The 15,215-nt window shown below is 53.9% G+C and carries 17 protein-coding genes and 5 pseudogenes; 4 read left to right on the forward strand and 18 right to left on the reverse strand.

What is annotated here, in order from left to right:
* Position 1: 1 nt before the first annotated feature.
* From menH to V3224_RS02280, 3 pseudogenes are all read right to left on the reverse strand, one after another.
* Positions 2 to 775 (reverse strand): annotated as a pseudogene (gene menH / locus V3224_RS02270) (2-succinyl-6-hydroxy-2,4-cyclohexadiene-1-carboxylate synthase).
* Positions 775 to 2,440, reverse strand: a pseudogene (gene menD, locus V3224_RS02275) (2-succinyl-5-enolpyruvyl-6-hydroxy-3-cyclohexene-1-carboxylic-acid synthase). The pseudogenes menH and menD overlap by 1 nt, the downstream one beginning before the upstream one ends.
* Positions 2,441 to 2,556: 116 nt before the next feature.
* Positions 2,557 to 3,027 (reverse strand): annotated as a pseudogene (locus V3224_RS02280) (chorismate-binding protein); the annotation flags it as partial.
* Between the two features lie 192 nt (positions 3,028 to 3,219).
* On the opposite strand from V3224_RS02280, the gene V3224_RS02285 reads away from it, so the two are divergent.
* From V3224_RS02285 to V3224_RS02300, 4 genes and pseudogenes are all read left to right on the forward strand, one after another.
* Positions 3,220 to 3,351, forward strand: coding sequence for a hypothetical protein (locus tag V3224_RS02285; RefSeq protein ID WP_334468278.1), 132 nt, complete (start codon positions 3,220 to 3,222; stop codon positions 3,349 to 3,351).
* A gap of 222 nt (positions 3,352 to 3,573) precedes the next feature.
* Positions 3,574 to 4,447: pseudogene (locus V3224_RS02290) on the forward strand (IS982 family transposase).
* Between the two features lie 344 nt (positions 4,448 to 4,791).
* On the forward strand, positions 4,792 to 5,127 hold the full coding sequence (locus V3224_RS02295) for a hypothetical protein (protein ID WP_334468280.1): 336 nt from the start codon (positions 4,792 to 4,794) through the stop codon (positions 5,125 to 5,127).
* Between the two features lie 90 nt (positions 5,128 to 5,217).
* Positions 5,218 to 5,370 carry a hypothetical protein gene (locus V3224_RS02300; protein ID WP_334468282.1) on the forward strand — a complete coding sequence of 51 codons (153 nt, stop codon included), beginning with the start codon at positions 5,218 to 5,220 and terminating at the stop codon, positions 5,368 to 5,370.
* Between the two features lie 5 nt (positions 5,371 to 5,375).
* On the opposite strand, the gene V3224_RS29675 is transcribed toward V3224_RS02300, so the two are convergent.
* The 15 genes and pseudogenes from V3224_RS29675 to V3224_RS02365 all read right to left on the reverse strand — a co-directional run bounded on the left by V3224_RS29675 (position 5,376) and on the right by V3224_RS02365 (position 15,211).
* On the reverse strand, positions 5,376 to 5,444 hold the full coding sequence (locus tag V3224_RS29675; RefSeq protein ID WP_442889732.1) for a tail fiber assembly protein: 69 nt from the start codon (positions 5,442 to 5,444) through the stop codon (positions 5,376 to 5,378).
* 91 nt (positions 5,445 to 5,535) lie between these two features.
* Positions 5,536 to 5,625, reverse strand: a pseudogene (locus V3224_RS29680) (tail fiber assembly protein); the annotation flags it as partial.
* Positions 5,626 to 5,750: 125 nt separating this feature from the next.
* Entirely contained in the window at positions 5,751 to 5,915 is a 165-nt protein-coding gene (locus tag V3224_RS29685) for a hypothetical protein (RefSeq protein WP_442889724.1), read from the reverse strand.
* A 13-nt stretch (positions 5,916 to 5,928) separates the two neighbouring features.
* Positions 5,929 to 6,210, reverse strand: a complete 282-nt coding sequence (locus V3224_RS02310; RefSeq protein ID WP_334468284.1) for a hypothetical protein — start codon at positions 6,208 to 6,210, stop codon at positions 5,929 to 5,931.
* Positions 6,211 to 6,334: 124 nt separating this feature from the next.
* A complete protein-coding gene (locus tag V3224_RS02315) occupies positions 6,335 to 7,012 on the reverse strand; it encodes a phage tail protein (RefSeq protein WP_334468285.1) in 678 nt (225 codons plus the stop codon).
* Positions 7,012 to 7,563, reverse strand: a complete 552-nt coding sequence (locus V3224_RS02320; RefSeq protein ID WP_334467934.1) for a YmfQ family protein — start codon at positions 7,561 to 7,563, stop codon at positions 7,012 to 7,014. The genes V3224_RS02315 and V3224_RS02320 overlap by 1 nt, the downstream gene beginning before the upstream one ends.
* On the reverse strand, positions 7,554 to 8,633 hold the full coding sequence (locus V3224_RS02325) for a baseplate J/gp47 family protein (RefSeq protein WP_334467932.1): 1,080 nt from the start codon (positions 8,631 to 8,633) through the stop codon (positions 7,554 to 7,556). Before V3224_RS02325 ends, V3224_RS02320 begins: the two co-directional genes overlap by 10 nt.
* Positions 8,634 to 9,071: a phage GP46 family protein gene (locus V3224_RS02330; RefSeq protein WP_334467930.1), complete on the reverse strand. Its 438-nt coding sequence runs from the start codon at positions 9,069 to 9,071 to the stop codon at positions 8,634 to 8,636.
* The gene (locus V3224_RS02335) at positions 9,068 to 9,673 is read right to left on the reverse strand and encodes a phage baseplate assembly protein V (protein ID WP_334467929.1); all 606 of its coding nucleotides are present in this window, start codon (positions 9,671 to 9,673) and stop codon (positions 9,068 to 9,070) included. The genes V3224_RS02330 and V3224_RS02335 overlap by 4 nt, the downstream gene beginning before the upstream one ends.
* Entirely contained in the window at positions 9,666 to 10,781 is a 1,116-nt protein-coding gene (locus V3224_RS02340; RefSeq protein ID WP_334467928.1) for a phage baseplate assembly protein, read from the reverse strand. The genes V3224_RS02335 and V3224_RS02340 overlap by 8 nt, the downstream gene beginning before the upstream one ends.
* Positions 10,774 to 12,123 carry a DNA circularization protein gene (locus tag V3224_RS02345; protein ID WP_334467927.1) on the reverse strand — a complete coding sequence of 450 codons (1,350 nt, stop codon included), beginning with the start codon at positions 12,121 to 12,123 and terminating at the stop codon, positions 10,774 to 10,776. Before V3224_RS02345 ends, V3224_RS02340 begins: the two co-directional genes overlap by 8 nt.
* Before the next feature lie 9 nt (positions 12,124 to 12,132).
* Positions 12,133 to 14,265, reverse strand: coding sequence for a tape measure protein (locus V3224_RS02350; protein ID WP_334467925.1), 2,133 nt, complete (start codon positions 14,263 to 14,265; stop codon positions 12,133 to 12,135).
* A 3-nt stretch (positions 14,266 to 14,268) separates the two neighbouring features.
* Entirely contained in the window at positions 14,269 to 14,412 is a 144-nt protein-coding gene (locus tag V3224_RS02355; RefSeq protein WP_334467923.1) for a hypothetical protein, read from the reverse strand.
* Positions 14,390 to 14,851, reverse strand: a complete 462-nt coding sequence (locus V3224_RS02360) for a hypothetical protein (RefSeq protein ID WP_334467921.1) — start codon at positions 14,849 to 14,851, stop codon at positions 14,390 to 14,392. The genes V3224_RS02355 and V3224_RS02360 overlap by 23 nt, the downstream gene beginning before the upstream one ends.
* Before the next feature lie 9 nt (positions 14,852 to 14,860).
* On the reverse strand, positions 14,861 to 15,211 hold the full coding sequence (locus V3224_RS02365) for a phage tail tube protein (RefSeq protein ID WP_334468301.1): 351 nt from the start codon (positions 15,209 to 15,211) through the stop codon (positions 14,861 to 14,863).
* Between the last annotated feature and the right edge of the window lie 4 nt (positions 15,212 to 15,215).

Genomic DNA, 15,215 nt, shown 5'->3' on the forward strand with positions numbered 1-15,215 from the left:
TTCAATTCCTTCCCTCAGAAAATGTTAAAAAACGCTCCACTGCTGTAGCATAAGCGACTGGATTACTACGATGGGCATTATACCCAGCTCCAGGTATCCGGATAAGTGGTAACGAAAATTGTTATGAGATAGAGCAAAATTTTTCGTCATACTCACCACAGAGGTAGCTGAACGGGTAGTTTCGCTGTAATAATTTATTGACTAAAAAAAGTTGTTTACCTAGTGAAGTCGTTTCCAATAAATGAGCTACATATTCACCACGGTTATTGCTGCGTTCAGTAATCAATTGTTACCGTTGCTGGGCAGATAAATCATCAAAAACGGCTTGCTGATACCAGTCAGATAAGACACTATCCATTGGCTCACATCGAAAGCGTTTTGCCCAAGACTGATCATACTTTATACGTAGCAGGCGATCCGTTGGCTGTGTTAAACCAACATTAGCCCCCTCAACAATCAAGCCTTTTAATTTAGTGGGTTGAAACTGACAGGTGTAATACATAGCAATTCTGCCACCCAACGAATAGCCGATTAGATAGTAACTATCAATTTGATTAGCCCCAATAGCCTGCTCAATTAGCCGATTTACGTGAGAAAAATCGGTTAATTGAATGTGAGGTGAGCGCCCATGTCCCGGTAAGTCAATTGTAAGTGACGGACGATTAACGCATTTTTCTATAATAGGTAGCCATTCACTGCCGTTGCCAAGTAGACCATGTAACCAAACTAACCATGTTCCAGCACATTTTTCATGATATCTTCGCGTATATAGCATTATAATTCCATCATCTGGTTAACAAGCTGATTGAGTGTTCTCGCGCCTTCATCACCGGCTACTAACAATTCGATCATCAACGCCCTGCTGCCAATAATTGTTGATGGTATCTTTCAACTGAAGCCAATTTGATGGTGAGGCGTAAGATAGTCCAAACATAGCGGCCGCATGCTTAAATTGCAGATGATGAGGCAGGCAATAAAAACGTTCTCTTTCCATCTCAGGAGTAGGTAACATAGAGAATATTTGGCCACCATTATTATTCACCACAATCAACACCATGGGCGCCACGCAAGCACGTAATAAATTTAGACTATTTAAGTCATAAAGCGCCGAAATATCGCCGATAATCCCCAATGTGGGTTTTGCATTGGCAGCTTGCACACCGGCTAGCGTAGCAATCAAACCATCAATACCACTTGCTCCACGATTGCTATAAATTGGATAACTAGTCGGTAATTGGCCTAGAGCATCAATTAATCTGACAATCAAACTATTACCAACAAAAAGTTGCCCATCTGTCGGTAACAAATGTGCAAGTTGATGAGCAATAGCGGCCTCTGAAAATTGTTGAGCAAACGGTTTACTAACCGTGCTATGAACGTTATTGACAATTTCTGTCAATACATGCGCCCAAGGCAAACAGCTAATTGGCGGATGCGCAATTAACCAGTCAGATACGGTACTAACCAACCGCCTAGCACGATGATGAGTCGGATCCAAACGACCGGGAATGCTATCAATAATCCAATATTCCTCTGGTTGGCATTGTGCTTGCCACTCTAATAAACGTTTACTGGTTAAACTTGAGCCAAACTGGACGACTAGCTCTACATTTTGCAGAATGTTTTTTGCCTCTGTTACGGATAGCCAGAGATCAGCGCATGGTAAAGGTTGCCCAGTTTGTGATAAAACATCACTAATAACTGGCCAGCCTAGCATTTCTGCCCACTGGACAACTTTTTTTCCCTCATCAGGCCGCATTCTGCCCGCAATCACGAGACCTTTTTTTTGTCGCCAAATATGCCAATCAACAACTAATGCTAGTGAGCTGGATCTGGAACCTATCAACCAGGGTGTCGAAGATTGCCACCAACTAGCCAGTGAATTTTGCTAGTCAATTTGTGCTGAGCTGTCACCATATAAAGGTTCAGCAAATGGGCAATTGATATGCAAAGTGCCGTGAGAAAGATTATTCATCGCATTGTCAATAGTGCTCACCAACCATTGTGCATTGATAGCTTGTGTTGGGTTAGGCAATGCTAATGTTTGTGCTGGATGATCAGCAAAAATAGCCGTTTGTCGTATAGCCTGATTAGCACCAGAATCAATTAATTCAGCAGGTCTATCGGCGGTTAAAAAAATGATATTTTCACCAGTCAAGCCGGCTTCTATTAAAGCAGGATATAAGTTAGCTACTGCGGTACCAGAAGTAACAATAACCGCCACCGGTTTACTAATAACTTTAGCTAAGCCTAAAGCAAAATAGCCCAACCCTCGCTCATCATAGTGAGTATGGCAAACTAATTTACTATGTGCCACAGCTGCCAATGTCAATGGCGTAGGGCGAGAACCTGGCGCAATACAAACATGACTTAAACCATGTCTGCTTAATGCTTCCAAAATGACTTCCGCCCATTGACGGTTAAAAACACTATGCGACATATATTACTCAAAGCAGAAATAAGAAATAAAATAATAGCAATTTTAAGTAAAATTACGTGATTTTCCTTATTCCAGTTCAATAAAATGACGCTAAAAAATTATTTTTGTTGTTAATATCAACTTTCACAACAAAATATTTCTCTATTTAGCAATGTTTGTAAACCTGCGGCCTTATTTTCGACTTCAAGCCATTCTTGCTGCGGATCTGAATCCTTAAAAATACCGGCGCCGGCATAAAGCCGAAGATGATAATAATTGATATGTGCACAACGCAAAGAAACCACAAATTCACTTTGATTTAGTGATAAATAACCGGCACTACCTGCGTACCAACCGCGGCAAATAGGCTCATTTTGCTGTAAAAAATTCTTGGCTATTTTCCTCGGTACACCGGCAACCGCAGCGGTTGGCTGTAAACGGTATAGACAGTCGCTATCGCTAGCATGATGTAACGTGACATGAATAAGACGACGCAAATGCTGAATTTTACGTAATAAAATAATATCAGGTGGGGAAACATCAATTTTTTCACTATTATCGTGCAATCTTTGGCAAATATCCTCCACCACCAGTAAATTTTCATGTTGACACGAGTTTCGCACACGAGTTTCGCACGGGCATATAAAATTCTAGAAATGGCTTCAGAACAATAATTAATCTGTAACTTGCTAAGACGTATAAATTTACTTAAATTACAATAAGTTATTTTTAATTTATGAGATTTTTTCTATTTATATATTATGCTAAATTAAACTTAAAAATAGCGCGTTTTTTTATTGGTGCGAAACTCGTGTCGCAATCTCCAAAAAAGAAGTATAAATTTAAAAACAAGAAAAAATCAGGGTGTTCATATTTTGTCGGGTTATCCATGTATTAAAGATATCTATAAAACATTCTTACAAGTAATATAGCGCGGCAAATCATTTGATACCGAAAGGCAAAATATTTGATACGCTCAAAAAACACACAAAGGAAAGTTATTTGATACTAACTGCGGTATCGAGGTAAATATTTTAACCTGAGTTCGGGATAAGAAATAAAGAGAAAGTCTTGATATTCAAATAGTTGAATGAGCCTGTTTTGTTAAAATACTCTAACAGTCTGGTTAAAGAGTAGAGCATTGTTAAACAATTATGGAAAATCTTACTGAACTTTATTGCCTGATGGATGATTTTTGCAAAGACTTCGAGCCAAAAATGCATGAATATTTGCTGACTAACGGTACTAAGCGTCGTAGACGGTCTACTCAGCTTTCGTTGGCGGAAATGATGACACTGGTTGTGTTGTTTCATCAACTCCGATTCAGGCAATTCAAGGTATTTTATCTCTATTATGTCCGCTTATATCTCCGGAAGGAATTTCCTAACTTGCCATCCTATTCACGCTGTGTAGAGTTACTTCCGCGTAGTGCCTTAGCGTTAACGGCACTGTTTGAGTCAATTAAGGGAAAATGCACGGGGCTATCGGTTGCCGATTCTACTCCGATAGCAGTGTGTGATAACTTACGGATCCGCAGGCATAAAGTCTTCAATGGGATAGCTCAACGGGGAAAAAATTCAACAGGTTGGTTCTTTGGTTTCAAGCTTCATATAATTATCAATCATTTGGGGGAAATACTCAGTTTTCGACTCACACCAGGAAACACCGATGATCGGAAACCATTGCCTGAGCTGACAAAGGATCTTTCTGGTTGTTTGTACGCAGATAAAGGGTATTTATCGGCTTCACTGAAACAGCAACTCAAAACGATGGGAATTAACCTTATAACGAATATCAAGAAGAAAATGAAGCCTATTAAACAGACTTGTTTCGACAAAGCCATCTTGCGTCATCGTTCTGTCATTGAAAACGGTATTTGATGAGTTAAAAAATCTTTGTCAAATAGAGCATACGCGACATCGCTCTCCGGCTAATTTTGTAGTGAATTTATTAGGCGGACTGGTTGCATATTGTTTAATGCCATCTAAACCAAAGATACCTGTTGCAGGTACGTATCTTCAAGCATAATTGATTATGCTTATCCCGAACTCAGGTTAAGTATTGTGAATGTAGTTAAGCCACTGTAATTGATCTGTTTTGACGATCGATAACACTTTATTGATCGTCTATATCGCTGATGTTTTATGTTATCCGACAAGAGTTCAGTAGTGAGATTTTGCTGTACATAAAACACCCCAAAATGGATTAAAATTTAATCAAAACCTCGATTTTAGCCCTAAATCGGCATTTTGGCTAAAATTTGAACGGTAAATACAGTGTTTTTTGCCGTGCATTTTCCTCATCAAGCCATCATTTAGGCTTATTTTGTCAGGAAACAGGCGAAATCCTTTTTTACAAAAAACCTTGGTTTATTGGAAACGATAAATCTGGCTAAAAATGCAACACCCAATCAGCGTAAAATTAACGGCAAAACCCTGACTCAGGATGTGCAGTTAACCGCTACAGATGTTAAAGCCGTTACGCCTGAAATGTTACGTACCGAAATCCCAGTCGGTGTTCCTCTGCCTTGGCCGACTGAAAAAAGCGCCAACGGGTTGGTTTATCTGCAAACGGTGAGCCATTCGATAAGAAAAAATACCCGCTCTTGGCACTCGCCTATCCATCAGGCAAACTCCCTGATTTACGGGGCGAGTTTATCCGTGGCTGGGATGCAGGACGAAAAGTGGATAACGGACGCAAAATATTAAGCGTACAAGGTGATACCCTTCAAAATTTCACTGGAAACATAACCGGCATTCAGTTTGTCGGTCAATCACCAGCCAGTGGGGATTTTCAAAATGGGTAGTCGAACAGGCGGCAGCAGTATTGGTTCTGGAACCAGCGGCGTATTCGCTGTTGATTGCTCAGCCAGTTTTCAGTCTGGTTTGAGAACCGCTTCAGAAACAAGGCCGCGAAATGTCGCGTTTAACTACATTGTCAGGGCAGCATAAAGTTTTTATCTTTTCGGCGCTTTCGGCCACGCAATATCGAGCGTTTTGCTGATATCGACACGGTTTAGCAGCACGCGGTATTTCTTCCACGCAACAAGCTGCCCCCCTTTCTGCCTCGGTGGCCATATCGAGGTCTACCACATCCTGTAGCGGTGCTATAATTTTTGCTGCCTGCTCAAGCAGATAGTCTCGTTTATGGGTCGCTTGCTCTCTGAGTTCATCTGCTGTATAAACACGTGGAACAACCTTACCAATCGATAAAACACCATTTTCGGTTAGGGGCTGCCTCCTGAGGCCATGCTGATACTTCTGCTATGCTGCACCCATCGGGACAAAAGCCACTGATATCATAGCCCATTGAGCGGATTACACCGTCGGCTTCAATACTCGACTTTCATTGTATCGGGCTGAAAGCTTTTCTGGCACTCATACCAGTCTTGACCGTCTTCTGATATCAGGAAAATCGCCCCAACAGCGTGTTCTAGCCATTTTTTATCAACAGAGTCAGGATGATAGCGTTTGAAATTTTTAATATTTTTCATCACATAAACCACACATTTATCCATTCACCGTTAACGTTTTTTTGTAAGATACGGCGCTGAACATAATCCACATAGGCATCAACGTTTCCGTTATACACGCCGTTATTACATAATGAGGTTCATCACGATAAGCTGTGCCTCGCCATATCTGAATCTCCTGCACATGCCCCAGTCGAATATCTTTTACGAACGTAGTATTGACATAATCCCAAGTGGCACGGCCATTCGCTACATGATCGGCATGTTGCCAGGCATTGCTTTGTGCCTCATTTGCACGGGCGGTAATCCAGCCACTCAACGCCCCACCCCAAGCTGGGCCAGTAATATCCCCATTTTCATGATAAGTGGCGGTTCTGCCGCCCCATGAGATGGTTAAATTTTGCCCTAATGTGACACCGCCATTGACCGTTCCGCCAGTACGTTTATCCAGTGCATTTTTTGCACAATCTAACCGTTTCCGTTAAACCAAGGTTTTTTATAAATTGATTTTTGTCCGGGATGTCGGCCCCATTCTCATTTTTTGCCAGTTTTTGACTCAAAATTTGCATGACGTTTTCAGCAAATTTGGGGTTATTGCTGATCGCTTTCGCCAGCTTGTTCAGCGTATCTAAATCAGACGGCGCTTTGTCAACAACCGCATTCACCCGGTCATTGACCGCTTTAGGCGTCGCGGCGGTAGTTTCGTCCGCGCTGCGAGGGGAACTGTTTAACTGCACTATCCCTTTGCGGTGAAGCGTCGCCTCCTGAATGCCGTCCTGGGTCGCCAGCTTGCCCAGGCCCAGATGCGTACGGGCCTTTTTCTGTGCCCCTTTGCCCGCTGCGGCAATTTCCGCCAATGCCTGGGTTTTCAGTAACGCCTCCTGACCGATAATCGCCCGGATAGCCAACGTCAGCTGGTTTAGCTTGCCCTTATCCGGGCGGATGCCCGCAGCTTCCAGCAAGGCCAGTTGTTCGGCTTGCTGGATATTGAACCAGTCCTCCCCCGGCCAGCTGATGCCCTTGTGGCCGTCACCCTCGGTAAACCATAACGGCGTAGTGCTCTGGGTTTCTTTCAGCGGCGGCATGGTGGCTATGCCGCTGTTGTTATCTAAAAAATACATTAGCCTTTCTCCTTTTTGTCAGCATACACATAGCGAAAGTCCTGATGCGCCGGCTTATAGCGGTTTAACAGGCATTCGAGTATCCCGGCGTAATAAATACGCAGCGGCGTGGTGATCGGGTCAAGCACATGCATCGGGCGATAGTCCACGTGGGTCTCAATCGTCACCATCGTGACCCACTGATTATCCGGCAAGGTGCTCAGGCTCACCGTAAAGCCATAAGACCGCGCCAGGTCAATGTAAAACTGCCGGTTGAGGCTCGGTTTCATCCGCAGCTTGTTGGCCGCATAGCGCTGGCGCTCATCGATACCGGCATCGTCGCCGATATCACAGTCCGGTAGCCCTAAAAAACGCTCCCAGTCAGCCAGCAACCGTGTGGCGGTCAGCGGAAAACGCTCGGCCAACAATTGCTCGGCGCGTTCGGTGACGCGTGCTGTGCTGCGGGCCAGGCCGTCGGCCAGCGACGCCAGCAGCGTATCCGGCGCTTTGTCCCAGGCCAGGCCATTAGGCAGCAATTGCAGCAGTGCGCGTTGGTGTGCTTTTAAAGCCATGTGATATCCCCCATCACCAGTAGCTCGGTTTTTCCGCTACTGACCGGCGTCAGCGGGGTTTTCAGGGCGTAATCATCCAGTCCGCCTATCCCGGACAGCACGCGCCAGAATGCCGAGGGCAACAGGGTTTCGCCCGGTTTGGCCGCGGTGTAAAACAGTTGCCTGAGCGCCTCGCGGATACGGGCCTGGTTATCCGGGGTATTGGGGGCGATACGCAGCGTGATATCGACCTTTTTTGCCCCCGGCGCAAACACCGTCACCGTCGGCCCCTCCGGTTGGCCGACCCACTCGCCGGTGGCCGGGTCCCGGTGGCGCGCGAGATAGTCGGTCACCCGCGCAATATCGGCCGGGCCGGGGAAGATATCCGGGTGATGGTCCATCACGAAGGTCACGCCCACCGTGCCCGCCCCGTTCCAGGTGGGCAGACACCAGCTGCGGGTGACGCCCGGCACCTCGCGCGCCCAGCGCTCGTAATCCCAGCGTGTGCCGCCGCCTGGGGGAAACTGCACCCGATACAGCAGGCGCGACAGCAATTCCTCCACGCGCTCGCGGTCAGCGCCGCCCCGGATCCCGGGCGCATCGGTCAGCGCCTGCGGGGCCACCCCGGCAACCGGGGTGACAAAACCGAGTGTCTGTCCCGCACCGCAGTCACCTGCCAGCCCCGGCTGGTCGGCCTCGACGTTAACCGTTAAGGTTCCCGCCTTACCTTGGGCGGCGTCTGTCAGGCGGTAAAGCGCGCCGTCGGCCCGTTGCAAACGCGCGCCAACCGGCACACTGGCGGCATCATACAGCGACAGCCTGACCGGGCCGCTGGCCCGGGCGGCCTGCTTGCGCACCACGCCCCAAAAGGCGCAATGTTTGAGCAGCTCGCTCTCGTCGGCATCGCTCGGAATAATCTGCCGGGCTATCCAGCCCAGGTGCTCATGCTCCAGCGCCGACAGCCCGGCCTGCGCCATCGCCATGGCCCCCAACAGACTGTCCTCGGCCGGCAGCGCGCCCGGCAGGCGTTGCGCCACATCCTGCTGCGTCTGGCTGATAAGCTCGCCGAGCGTGGGTATCTGATACGGCATTTACATCCCCTCCAAACGGGCTTTAAAGGTAAACGGGCGCGCACTGCCGTCCTTGAGCGTCAGGCGCACGGTCAGCCGCAGCCAGCCCGGCAGCGGGGCACTCGCCTGGCAATGCAACTGGCTGATCATCCCGGCGTCCAGCAGGCCACGCAGCGCCTCATGGGCGTAGGCTTCTGCCCGCGCCAATACCGCAGGCAGCGCCTTTTCCCGTGACAGCAGCCACAGCCGAGAACCCACCGGGCGGTCGCGATAACTGTCCGCCCACCATCCGCGCCGGTCATGGCCACCATCCGGCAAACGGTCGGAGATCTCAGCGCGCCGGTCGGTAAACAGACACAGCAGCACCGTGGTCGTCAGACTGTCGTCGGCGAGTAAATCTGCGCCCGCCTGTAACAGCATCCCCTCGCCATTCATCCAGCGCAGCGCCGCGTCGCTCATTGCGGCCCCCCGGTCAGACTGCCCTGGCCATTTTCCTGATGGCGGTGGGTGCTGTGTTTGACGCCACCGATAACGGCTTCCGGCGCGGCAAAGGGACCTTGGGACTCCGCGTTCCCGGCAATCGTCATGTTCTGTTTCACCGTCAGGTTTTTCTCAATCACCACATCATCGGTAAAACGCGCGGTCGGGGTGTTAAACACCGCCTCCTGCTCGGCGACCACTTCCAGTGTTTTACAGGTGATGATGCAGCGCCCGTCCCGGGTCAGACGCAAGCGATGCCCTTCATAGTGATACAGGCCGCTATCCCCGGCGGGCAGCCCGGTCGGTCGATAACGGCGGTCTTCTATCACCAGGACTGTCGCCTGATCACGACTGCCGCCCAGGCAGGCAAACACCACCTCAGCCCCCGGCAACGGCACGCTGATATGCCCGTATTGTTGCGGGCGCTCGACCTCATCGAAGGTTTCGCCGTCCAGCGCCGTCAACTGGACGTTTTGCGCTTTCAGACCGTCATTCACCCCGGTCAGGACGCCCCGCCCGAACAACAGGCGGATCCCGCGCATCACCGGGGCAAGCAGGCGTTGCAGTGCGATATTACTCATCGAGTTTATTCCCCTGGTTAAGCCAGGCCCGCACCAGGCCATCGACGCCACCGTCAGCCCCGTTGGCCTGACGCTCCGCCTCCGCCGGCACGATAAACGCCTCGCGTGGGGCAAGAATTAGCGTTGTACGCTCCCCTTGGTCTGCATCGAGATCAAACCGCACCTGGCTAATTAAAAGGTCACGACTGACCATCGACAGACGCGGCGCAATGACGCGAGTCAGCCGGTTGGTCTGCCACAGTTCGCCGCTTTCGCGCCGCCACCCTTTGACCACGGCGGTAAAGCGCTCTGACTGGGCCAGTGCCCGGCGACTTTCCCGCAGCGCGCGCGCCCGTGCGGTGGCGGGGGTCAGTTTGCTGTCAGCCAGAATCACTTTGGGGCGGTAACGAGCAATCGCGGGATCGTCGCTTTCTCCCTTGGGGGCAGCGCGTAGCGCGTTGGTGTTGGCGTCGCCCGCGTGCCCACCGCCGCCGCCGTGGCCTTTAACCAGATATTGACTGTGGCGATCGCGCCAGTCTTCGGTGTACTCGGCGGACAACAGATTTTCCCCCAGACGCAGGGTGTCAGTGGCGGTGTTCGCCGCCTGGGTAAACACCAGATCGCCGTCGGCATCACTGGTCACCAAAACGCCCCGGTGACGCGCCGCCCGGCTCAGCACATCCGCCACGCTTTCAGACAGTTCAAGGGTAAAGGAGGTAAAGGGTTTGGCGGCCTCGGGGTCAGACACCGCCCAGCGCACCGCAATGCCAAAAGGGCTGCACAGGTCTTGCGCAATCTGTTGCAGGGTGCGGTGACGCCATTGACCGCCCGGATAGATCGCCGAACAATCCACCAGATCGCCGGTTTTATCCCGGCCCTTTATCGTGACCTGTGCCGCGTCGGCCCCCATCTTGTGCGATACGCTGTCCAGGTAGCCGGTGATGACCGGTTGCCCGTCAAGGGTCAGCGCCAGCGCCCCGCCGGCGCGCAGGCTGTCGGGCAACGCCTGGCCGGGCATCATGATCCCGAGGGTAAAATCCCCGGCCAGACGCGCCAGCCCCCGGGTAATGCTGACCGAGAGCCAGTGGGTAAAAATCCGGTTGTCGATGCGCAACGCCACCTCAGCCACCGAGCACCTCCACGCGCTCGCCACCCGGCACAAACAGCGGATGACGCAGCCGGTTGCGACGAATAAAGCGCGCCGTGTCACGCGCATCGCCGGTGATGCGGTACAGGGTCACCAGCGCCGGCTCGGTGATTGTCACTGCGGCCTGGATCAGGCCGGGTAACGCCACGCCGCGATGGGATAAATCCGCCACAAAGGCGCGGCTTAACGCCCGCACCTGCAAGGCCAGGCTCTGATAGCCCAGCGCCGAGCTGGTCAGGGCACACGCATCCAGTCGGCGCGCGACCTGCTGGCTGACGCGCACCACATCCGGCGTACTTTCCAGCCAGACGCTGGCGCTGTCACTGAGCGGCAGCGGGGCGGGCGAGACCGTGTGTGGCAACACCTGCGCCGGTGCGTTTGGGCCGACCGCCGCCAGACTGGCGGTAAGCAGGGACGACAACATCTGTACCTGCACCACCGCCACCGCCAGGCGCAGCGTATTGTGCAGCAGTTGCACCGTGGCGCGAGTGGCAGGTTGCAGCCCCTGCCTATCGCGCAGGCGATCCTGACGGACCAAAGCGCTGTCCAGCCGGTCGGCCAGCTGGACTATCTGGTGCTGGAGAGCGCCGGGCTGCGGGGAGACTGGCGCGCGTGCCCGGTTTTTTATCTGCTCAGGTTGGGGGTAAGCCGGCAGGCGCTGTATGCCCTGAAAAATGCCCTTGAAGGCCAGCGCCAGGCGGTCGGGGGTGGTGATAATGCCCTGGATATTGCCGCGCAGGGCGGTAAACGAGGCGATAAAGCTCTGCATATCGGCCAGCAGCCCCAGACCCGTGAGGGCGCTTTCCAGCGTGTTGGCCTGCTCGCTAACGGTATCCATTAATGCCTGCGCGTCATGCAACGAGGTCTGCCAGCCGTCAGCCAGGGTGGAAAAGAGTGCGGCCAGCGTGCCATCCCCTAAGTGATTGACCACCCCAGCGGTATCTTGCGCCACCGTAGGGGCGGTCTCATCGGTCACCGGCACCACCGTGACGGTAAACTCCACCAGACGCTGGTTATCGACGCTGTAGCGGCTTTCAAAATGTTCAACCAGCACCGACAGCGTACCCCAGTCCGGGTGCAACAGCTCGCCCGGTCCCGGCGCATTGAGCGCCTGCGTCAGCCGTACCCGCTGCGCCTGCACATCATCGCCGGTCAGTGACAGGGTGAAGGTGTGCTCAGGCAGTTTTTTTCCTAAATCGTCTGCCCCGCCGTGTTCGCGCAGCGGATATTCCCGCCGCACCACCCGGCGACCGCCGCGACTGCGCTGCTCTTTGTAAACCCAGAAAGGCACGCCGCGAAAGCGGCCCTGACCGGTACTTTTCATCTGCGCACCTCAATAAATATGATAATTATCGCCGTTATACACATCGAGCTGTAAGCCAAAGGCGTTGCTGTCGGTGACGGCGCTGTTTTGCAGCACCAGGCCCGGGGCCAGGGCGATACGCATGTCGGCCTGGGCTTTCACGGGTGGCGGCATCGCCTGTTGCTCGTCCTGCTTGTCCCACCGGGCGTAGATATCGCCCAGCCAGCCGCCGAGTTTTTCGCCGAGCACGCTACCCAGCATCGAGCCGGCCACTGCCCCAATCGGGCCACCGATGGCCCCGACGAGGCCGCCCACCGTTGCCCCGGTTGCCGACCCCAGTGCGCCACCTTTATCCTCGGCGCTGGCATTCTTGTCCAGCAGCGTCGGGGCCAGCGACAACGCCGTCAGCGCCGGGCCGCCCAGGCGCATTGCGCCGCGCCCGAGTGCCCCCGTAGACCGTCCCAGCCAGCCGGTGAAACCGGATAGCCGCGCCGTGGCCCCACCCAGCAGGCCACGCGCGCGCTGCCCCATATCGCGCAACCCGCCGCCCACACCGGACAGCCAGCGCCCGACCGTGCTTACGCCCGGTAGTCGGCTTAACCGTGCGCCAGTGCGATTGACCAGGCCGCCAAAGAAGCCTGAGACGGCGGAGGCCGCCCGCCCCAAACGGGAGCGCGGCACCGAGAGCGCTGGACGGCCCGGACGCAGGCGCGAGCCTTTACGGCGGGTGCGTCCGCTACCATCGACATAAGTCTCACTGCCACCCCCGACGCCGCCCGCCGGCCAGTTGGTGACCAACACGCTCACCGGCGCGCCCAGTCCGCCGCCCATCGCAAACGGTGCGGGACCAGGCAAACCCGCCGGGGCATTTTTGCCGCGCCCACACCACCACCGATAAGCCCGCCACGGATAGCGTACCGGCGCACTCGACAGCCCCCAGGCGGGACGGGCTATCGCCATGCCGACACGGGCCAGTTTCGAGGCGACGTAAATCGCCAGCATGGCTTTGGCGGTGTTAGCGGCATATTTGCCGATAGTGTCGAGGGTGTCGCCGTAACCGGCTTGGCGTAGCGCTATCAATTCAGCATTGACCCGGTTCAGGCCATTTTTAAACAGCGTGACCCCACGGCGGGCGCTGTCGAATACGCCATTAAAACGACTGGCCAGCCGGTTGGCCCATTGGTCCTGCAAACCGCTTTCCTGCGCCTCGCCGGCAACATCCAGAAAGTCTTTTAACTCGGTTTTAAGCCGTTTAAACGGCCCTTGATTCATTACCTTGACGGCGAACTGCTGCCAGACATGACCCAGCTGGGAAGTGAGTCCCGTCCACGAGTTCATGGCGTCTTTCTGCGCCCCTTTGGCCTGCTCGCGCAGCGCCTGGAACAACAGCGCAACCGATTTTGCCCCGAGTAACCCTTTTTCGCCTTGCTGGGTCAGTTCGTTACGGCTTTTGCCGAGCTTTTCTGCCAGCACGCTATAGACGTCAATGCCATAGCCGGTCAGCAGGCTTGCATCCTGCGCCTGAATGCTTTTGCGCGAATACATCTGTTTGAGCTGAAGAGAGGCTCCCTGGGCTTCCGGCAGCGTCCAGCCGTGTCGCGCACCCTGGTCTTCCAGCATGGTAATAAAGTGGCGCGCTTCTTCACGGCTTATGCCAAACCCGCGACTGGCGGTGTATTCCTGCACCACCCCTTGCAATCCCCAGGTAGAGTCCTTGGCATTCTGTAGCGCCCATTTCAGGTCAGCGTCGGTCTGGGCTTTATCATGATGGTTCAGGGAGTTCAGACGCAGCGTCATGTTTTCCATTGCCGCCGCCGGGTCGATAAAGGCTTTTTTCAGGCCAACCAGTGCCGCGCCCCCGGCCAGCAGCCCGTAAAGGCGTGCTACGCCGCCATAGGCCGCCTTGGCGCGCGTCTCCAGATGGTCAAAACCGGATGACACCGACGCCAGCCCCAGGCGCAGACCGCTAAAGGTGCGCTGGCCCTGATGGCCCAGCCGGTCAAGCTGACTTCCCAGGCTATTCGCCCGCAGACCGAGACCGTGCAGGGATGCGCCGCCTTGCCGCCCCATGCCGACCAGACTTTGACCGAACAGCCGCGCCTGCCGGGGCAGGGTGCCCAGCAGGTCAACAATGACGGCGGCTTTGACTTTTTTTTCTGCCATCGGTTACTCACGCTGTAATAAATGGGTGGCTTGCTGGCAGTGCCGGTAGAGCCGGATTAACGGCAGGGAAAGCGCCCAGTCCATGCCCGATTTGGTAACGGTTGCGAGCATCAGCGCCGCTTCCTCAATTTTTTCCCGACACTGCATCCAGTCGCCCCGCATCAGCCGCCAGCTGGCCGGCCAGCGCGCTGCCGCCCAGACGCTGGGCGATGATAAGGCGTTCAATATCCCGCGCCGACAGGCTTTTCAGTTGCAGCAGCGACAATGGGCCGTTGAGGTTGCCCAGCCGGGCGACCTGGCGGCGCAGCAGCTCAAACTCCACCATCGCTGGCGAACGCACTAACTCTGAGCCGTTAGCCGTCTGCACCACCCGCTCGGCGGCCAATTCGGCATCAATAATGTCCTTGCCGGTTAATGGCCGCAGGGTGACGTCCGTATGGCGCTGTTCATCATCACCGCTGCCGGTGACCAGACCGTCAACCAGGGTCAGTTGCCCGCGCGCCAGTTCGTCGGCGACACTGGCGATATCCGGCGACACCCCTTCAACCTCGTGGGCCGCCGCCAGGGTTTCCATGCTGTGGGTCATGCTTGCTCCTTACGCCACACGCTGGCTGCGAATGGCGGTAAATTTGGCGGAAATTTCGCCCGCGTCCGTCAGGGATTCTTCCCCGTTGCTCCAGGCGTTGGTCATCATGTGCGTTTCGCCGGAATCGGCGGCAAACTCCAGCGTGACATCGTGCCAGCCGTTGATGACGTCCACACTCAGATCACCCCGCGCCGGGAATTTGCATTCCAGCGTGGCGGCGCGAGGTGTCGATTTGTAGCCATAAACGCGTGCGCCGGTCACTTCCTCGCGTTTTTCCCCGGACGGGGTAAAGGTGGCCCCCGTCAGGGTCGGGTATTCCTGCCCGTTAACCCGGACAATGGCCTTGCCCTGGTATTGCAGTTTG

Source organism: Arsenophonus sp. PmNCSU2021_1 (genome assembly GCF_036919435.1).
Taxonomy (GTDB): Bacteria; Pseudomonadota; Gammaproteobacteria; order Enterobacterales; family Enterobacteriaceae; genus Arsenophonus; species Arsenophonus nilaparvatae.

Coding starts and splice junctions, on each gene's coding strand:
- V3224_RS02300 (WP_334468282.1), top strand. CDS start 5,218: ATGGGTAGTCGAACAGGCGGCAGCAGTATTGGTTCTGGAACCAGCGGC.
- V3224_RS02315 (WP_334468285.1), bottom strand. CDS start 7,012: ATGTATTTTTTAGATAACAACAGCGGCATAGCCACCATGCCGCCGCTG.
- V3224_RS02320 (WP_334467934.1), bottom strand. CDS start 7,563: ATGGCTTTAAAAGCACACCAACGCGCACTGCTGCAATTGCTGCCTAAT.
- V3224_RS02325 (WP_334467932.1), bottom strand. CDS start 8,633: ATGCCGTATCAGATACCCACGCTCGGCGAGCTTATCAGCCAGACGCAG.
- V3224_RS02330 (WP_334467930.1), bottom strand. CDS start 9,071: ATGAGCGACGCGGCGCTGCGCTGGATGAATGGCGAGGGGATGCTGTTA.
- V3224_RS02335 (WP_334467929.1), bottom strand. CDS start 9,673: ATGAGTAATATCGCACTGCAACGCCTGCTTGCCCCGGTGATGCGCGGG.
- V3224_RS02345 (WP_334467927.1), bottom strand. CDS start 12,123: ATGAAAAGTACCGGTCAGGGCCGCTTTCGCGGCGTGCCTTTCTGGGTT.
- V3224_RS02350 (WP_334467925.1), bottom strand. CDS start 14,265: ATGGCAGAAAAAAAAGTCAAAGCCGCCGTCATTGTTGACCTGCTGGGC.
- V3224_RS02355 (WP_334467923.1), bottom strand. CDS start 14,412: ATGCAGTGTCGGGAAAAAATTGAGGAAGCGGCGCTGATGCTCGCAACC.
- V3224_RS02360 (WP_334467921.1), bottom strand. CDS start 14,851: ATGACCCACAGCATGGAAACCCTGGCGGCGGCCCACGAGGTTGAAGGG.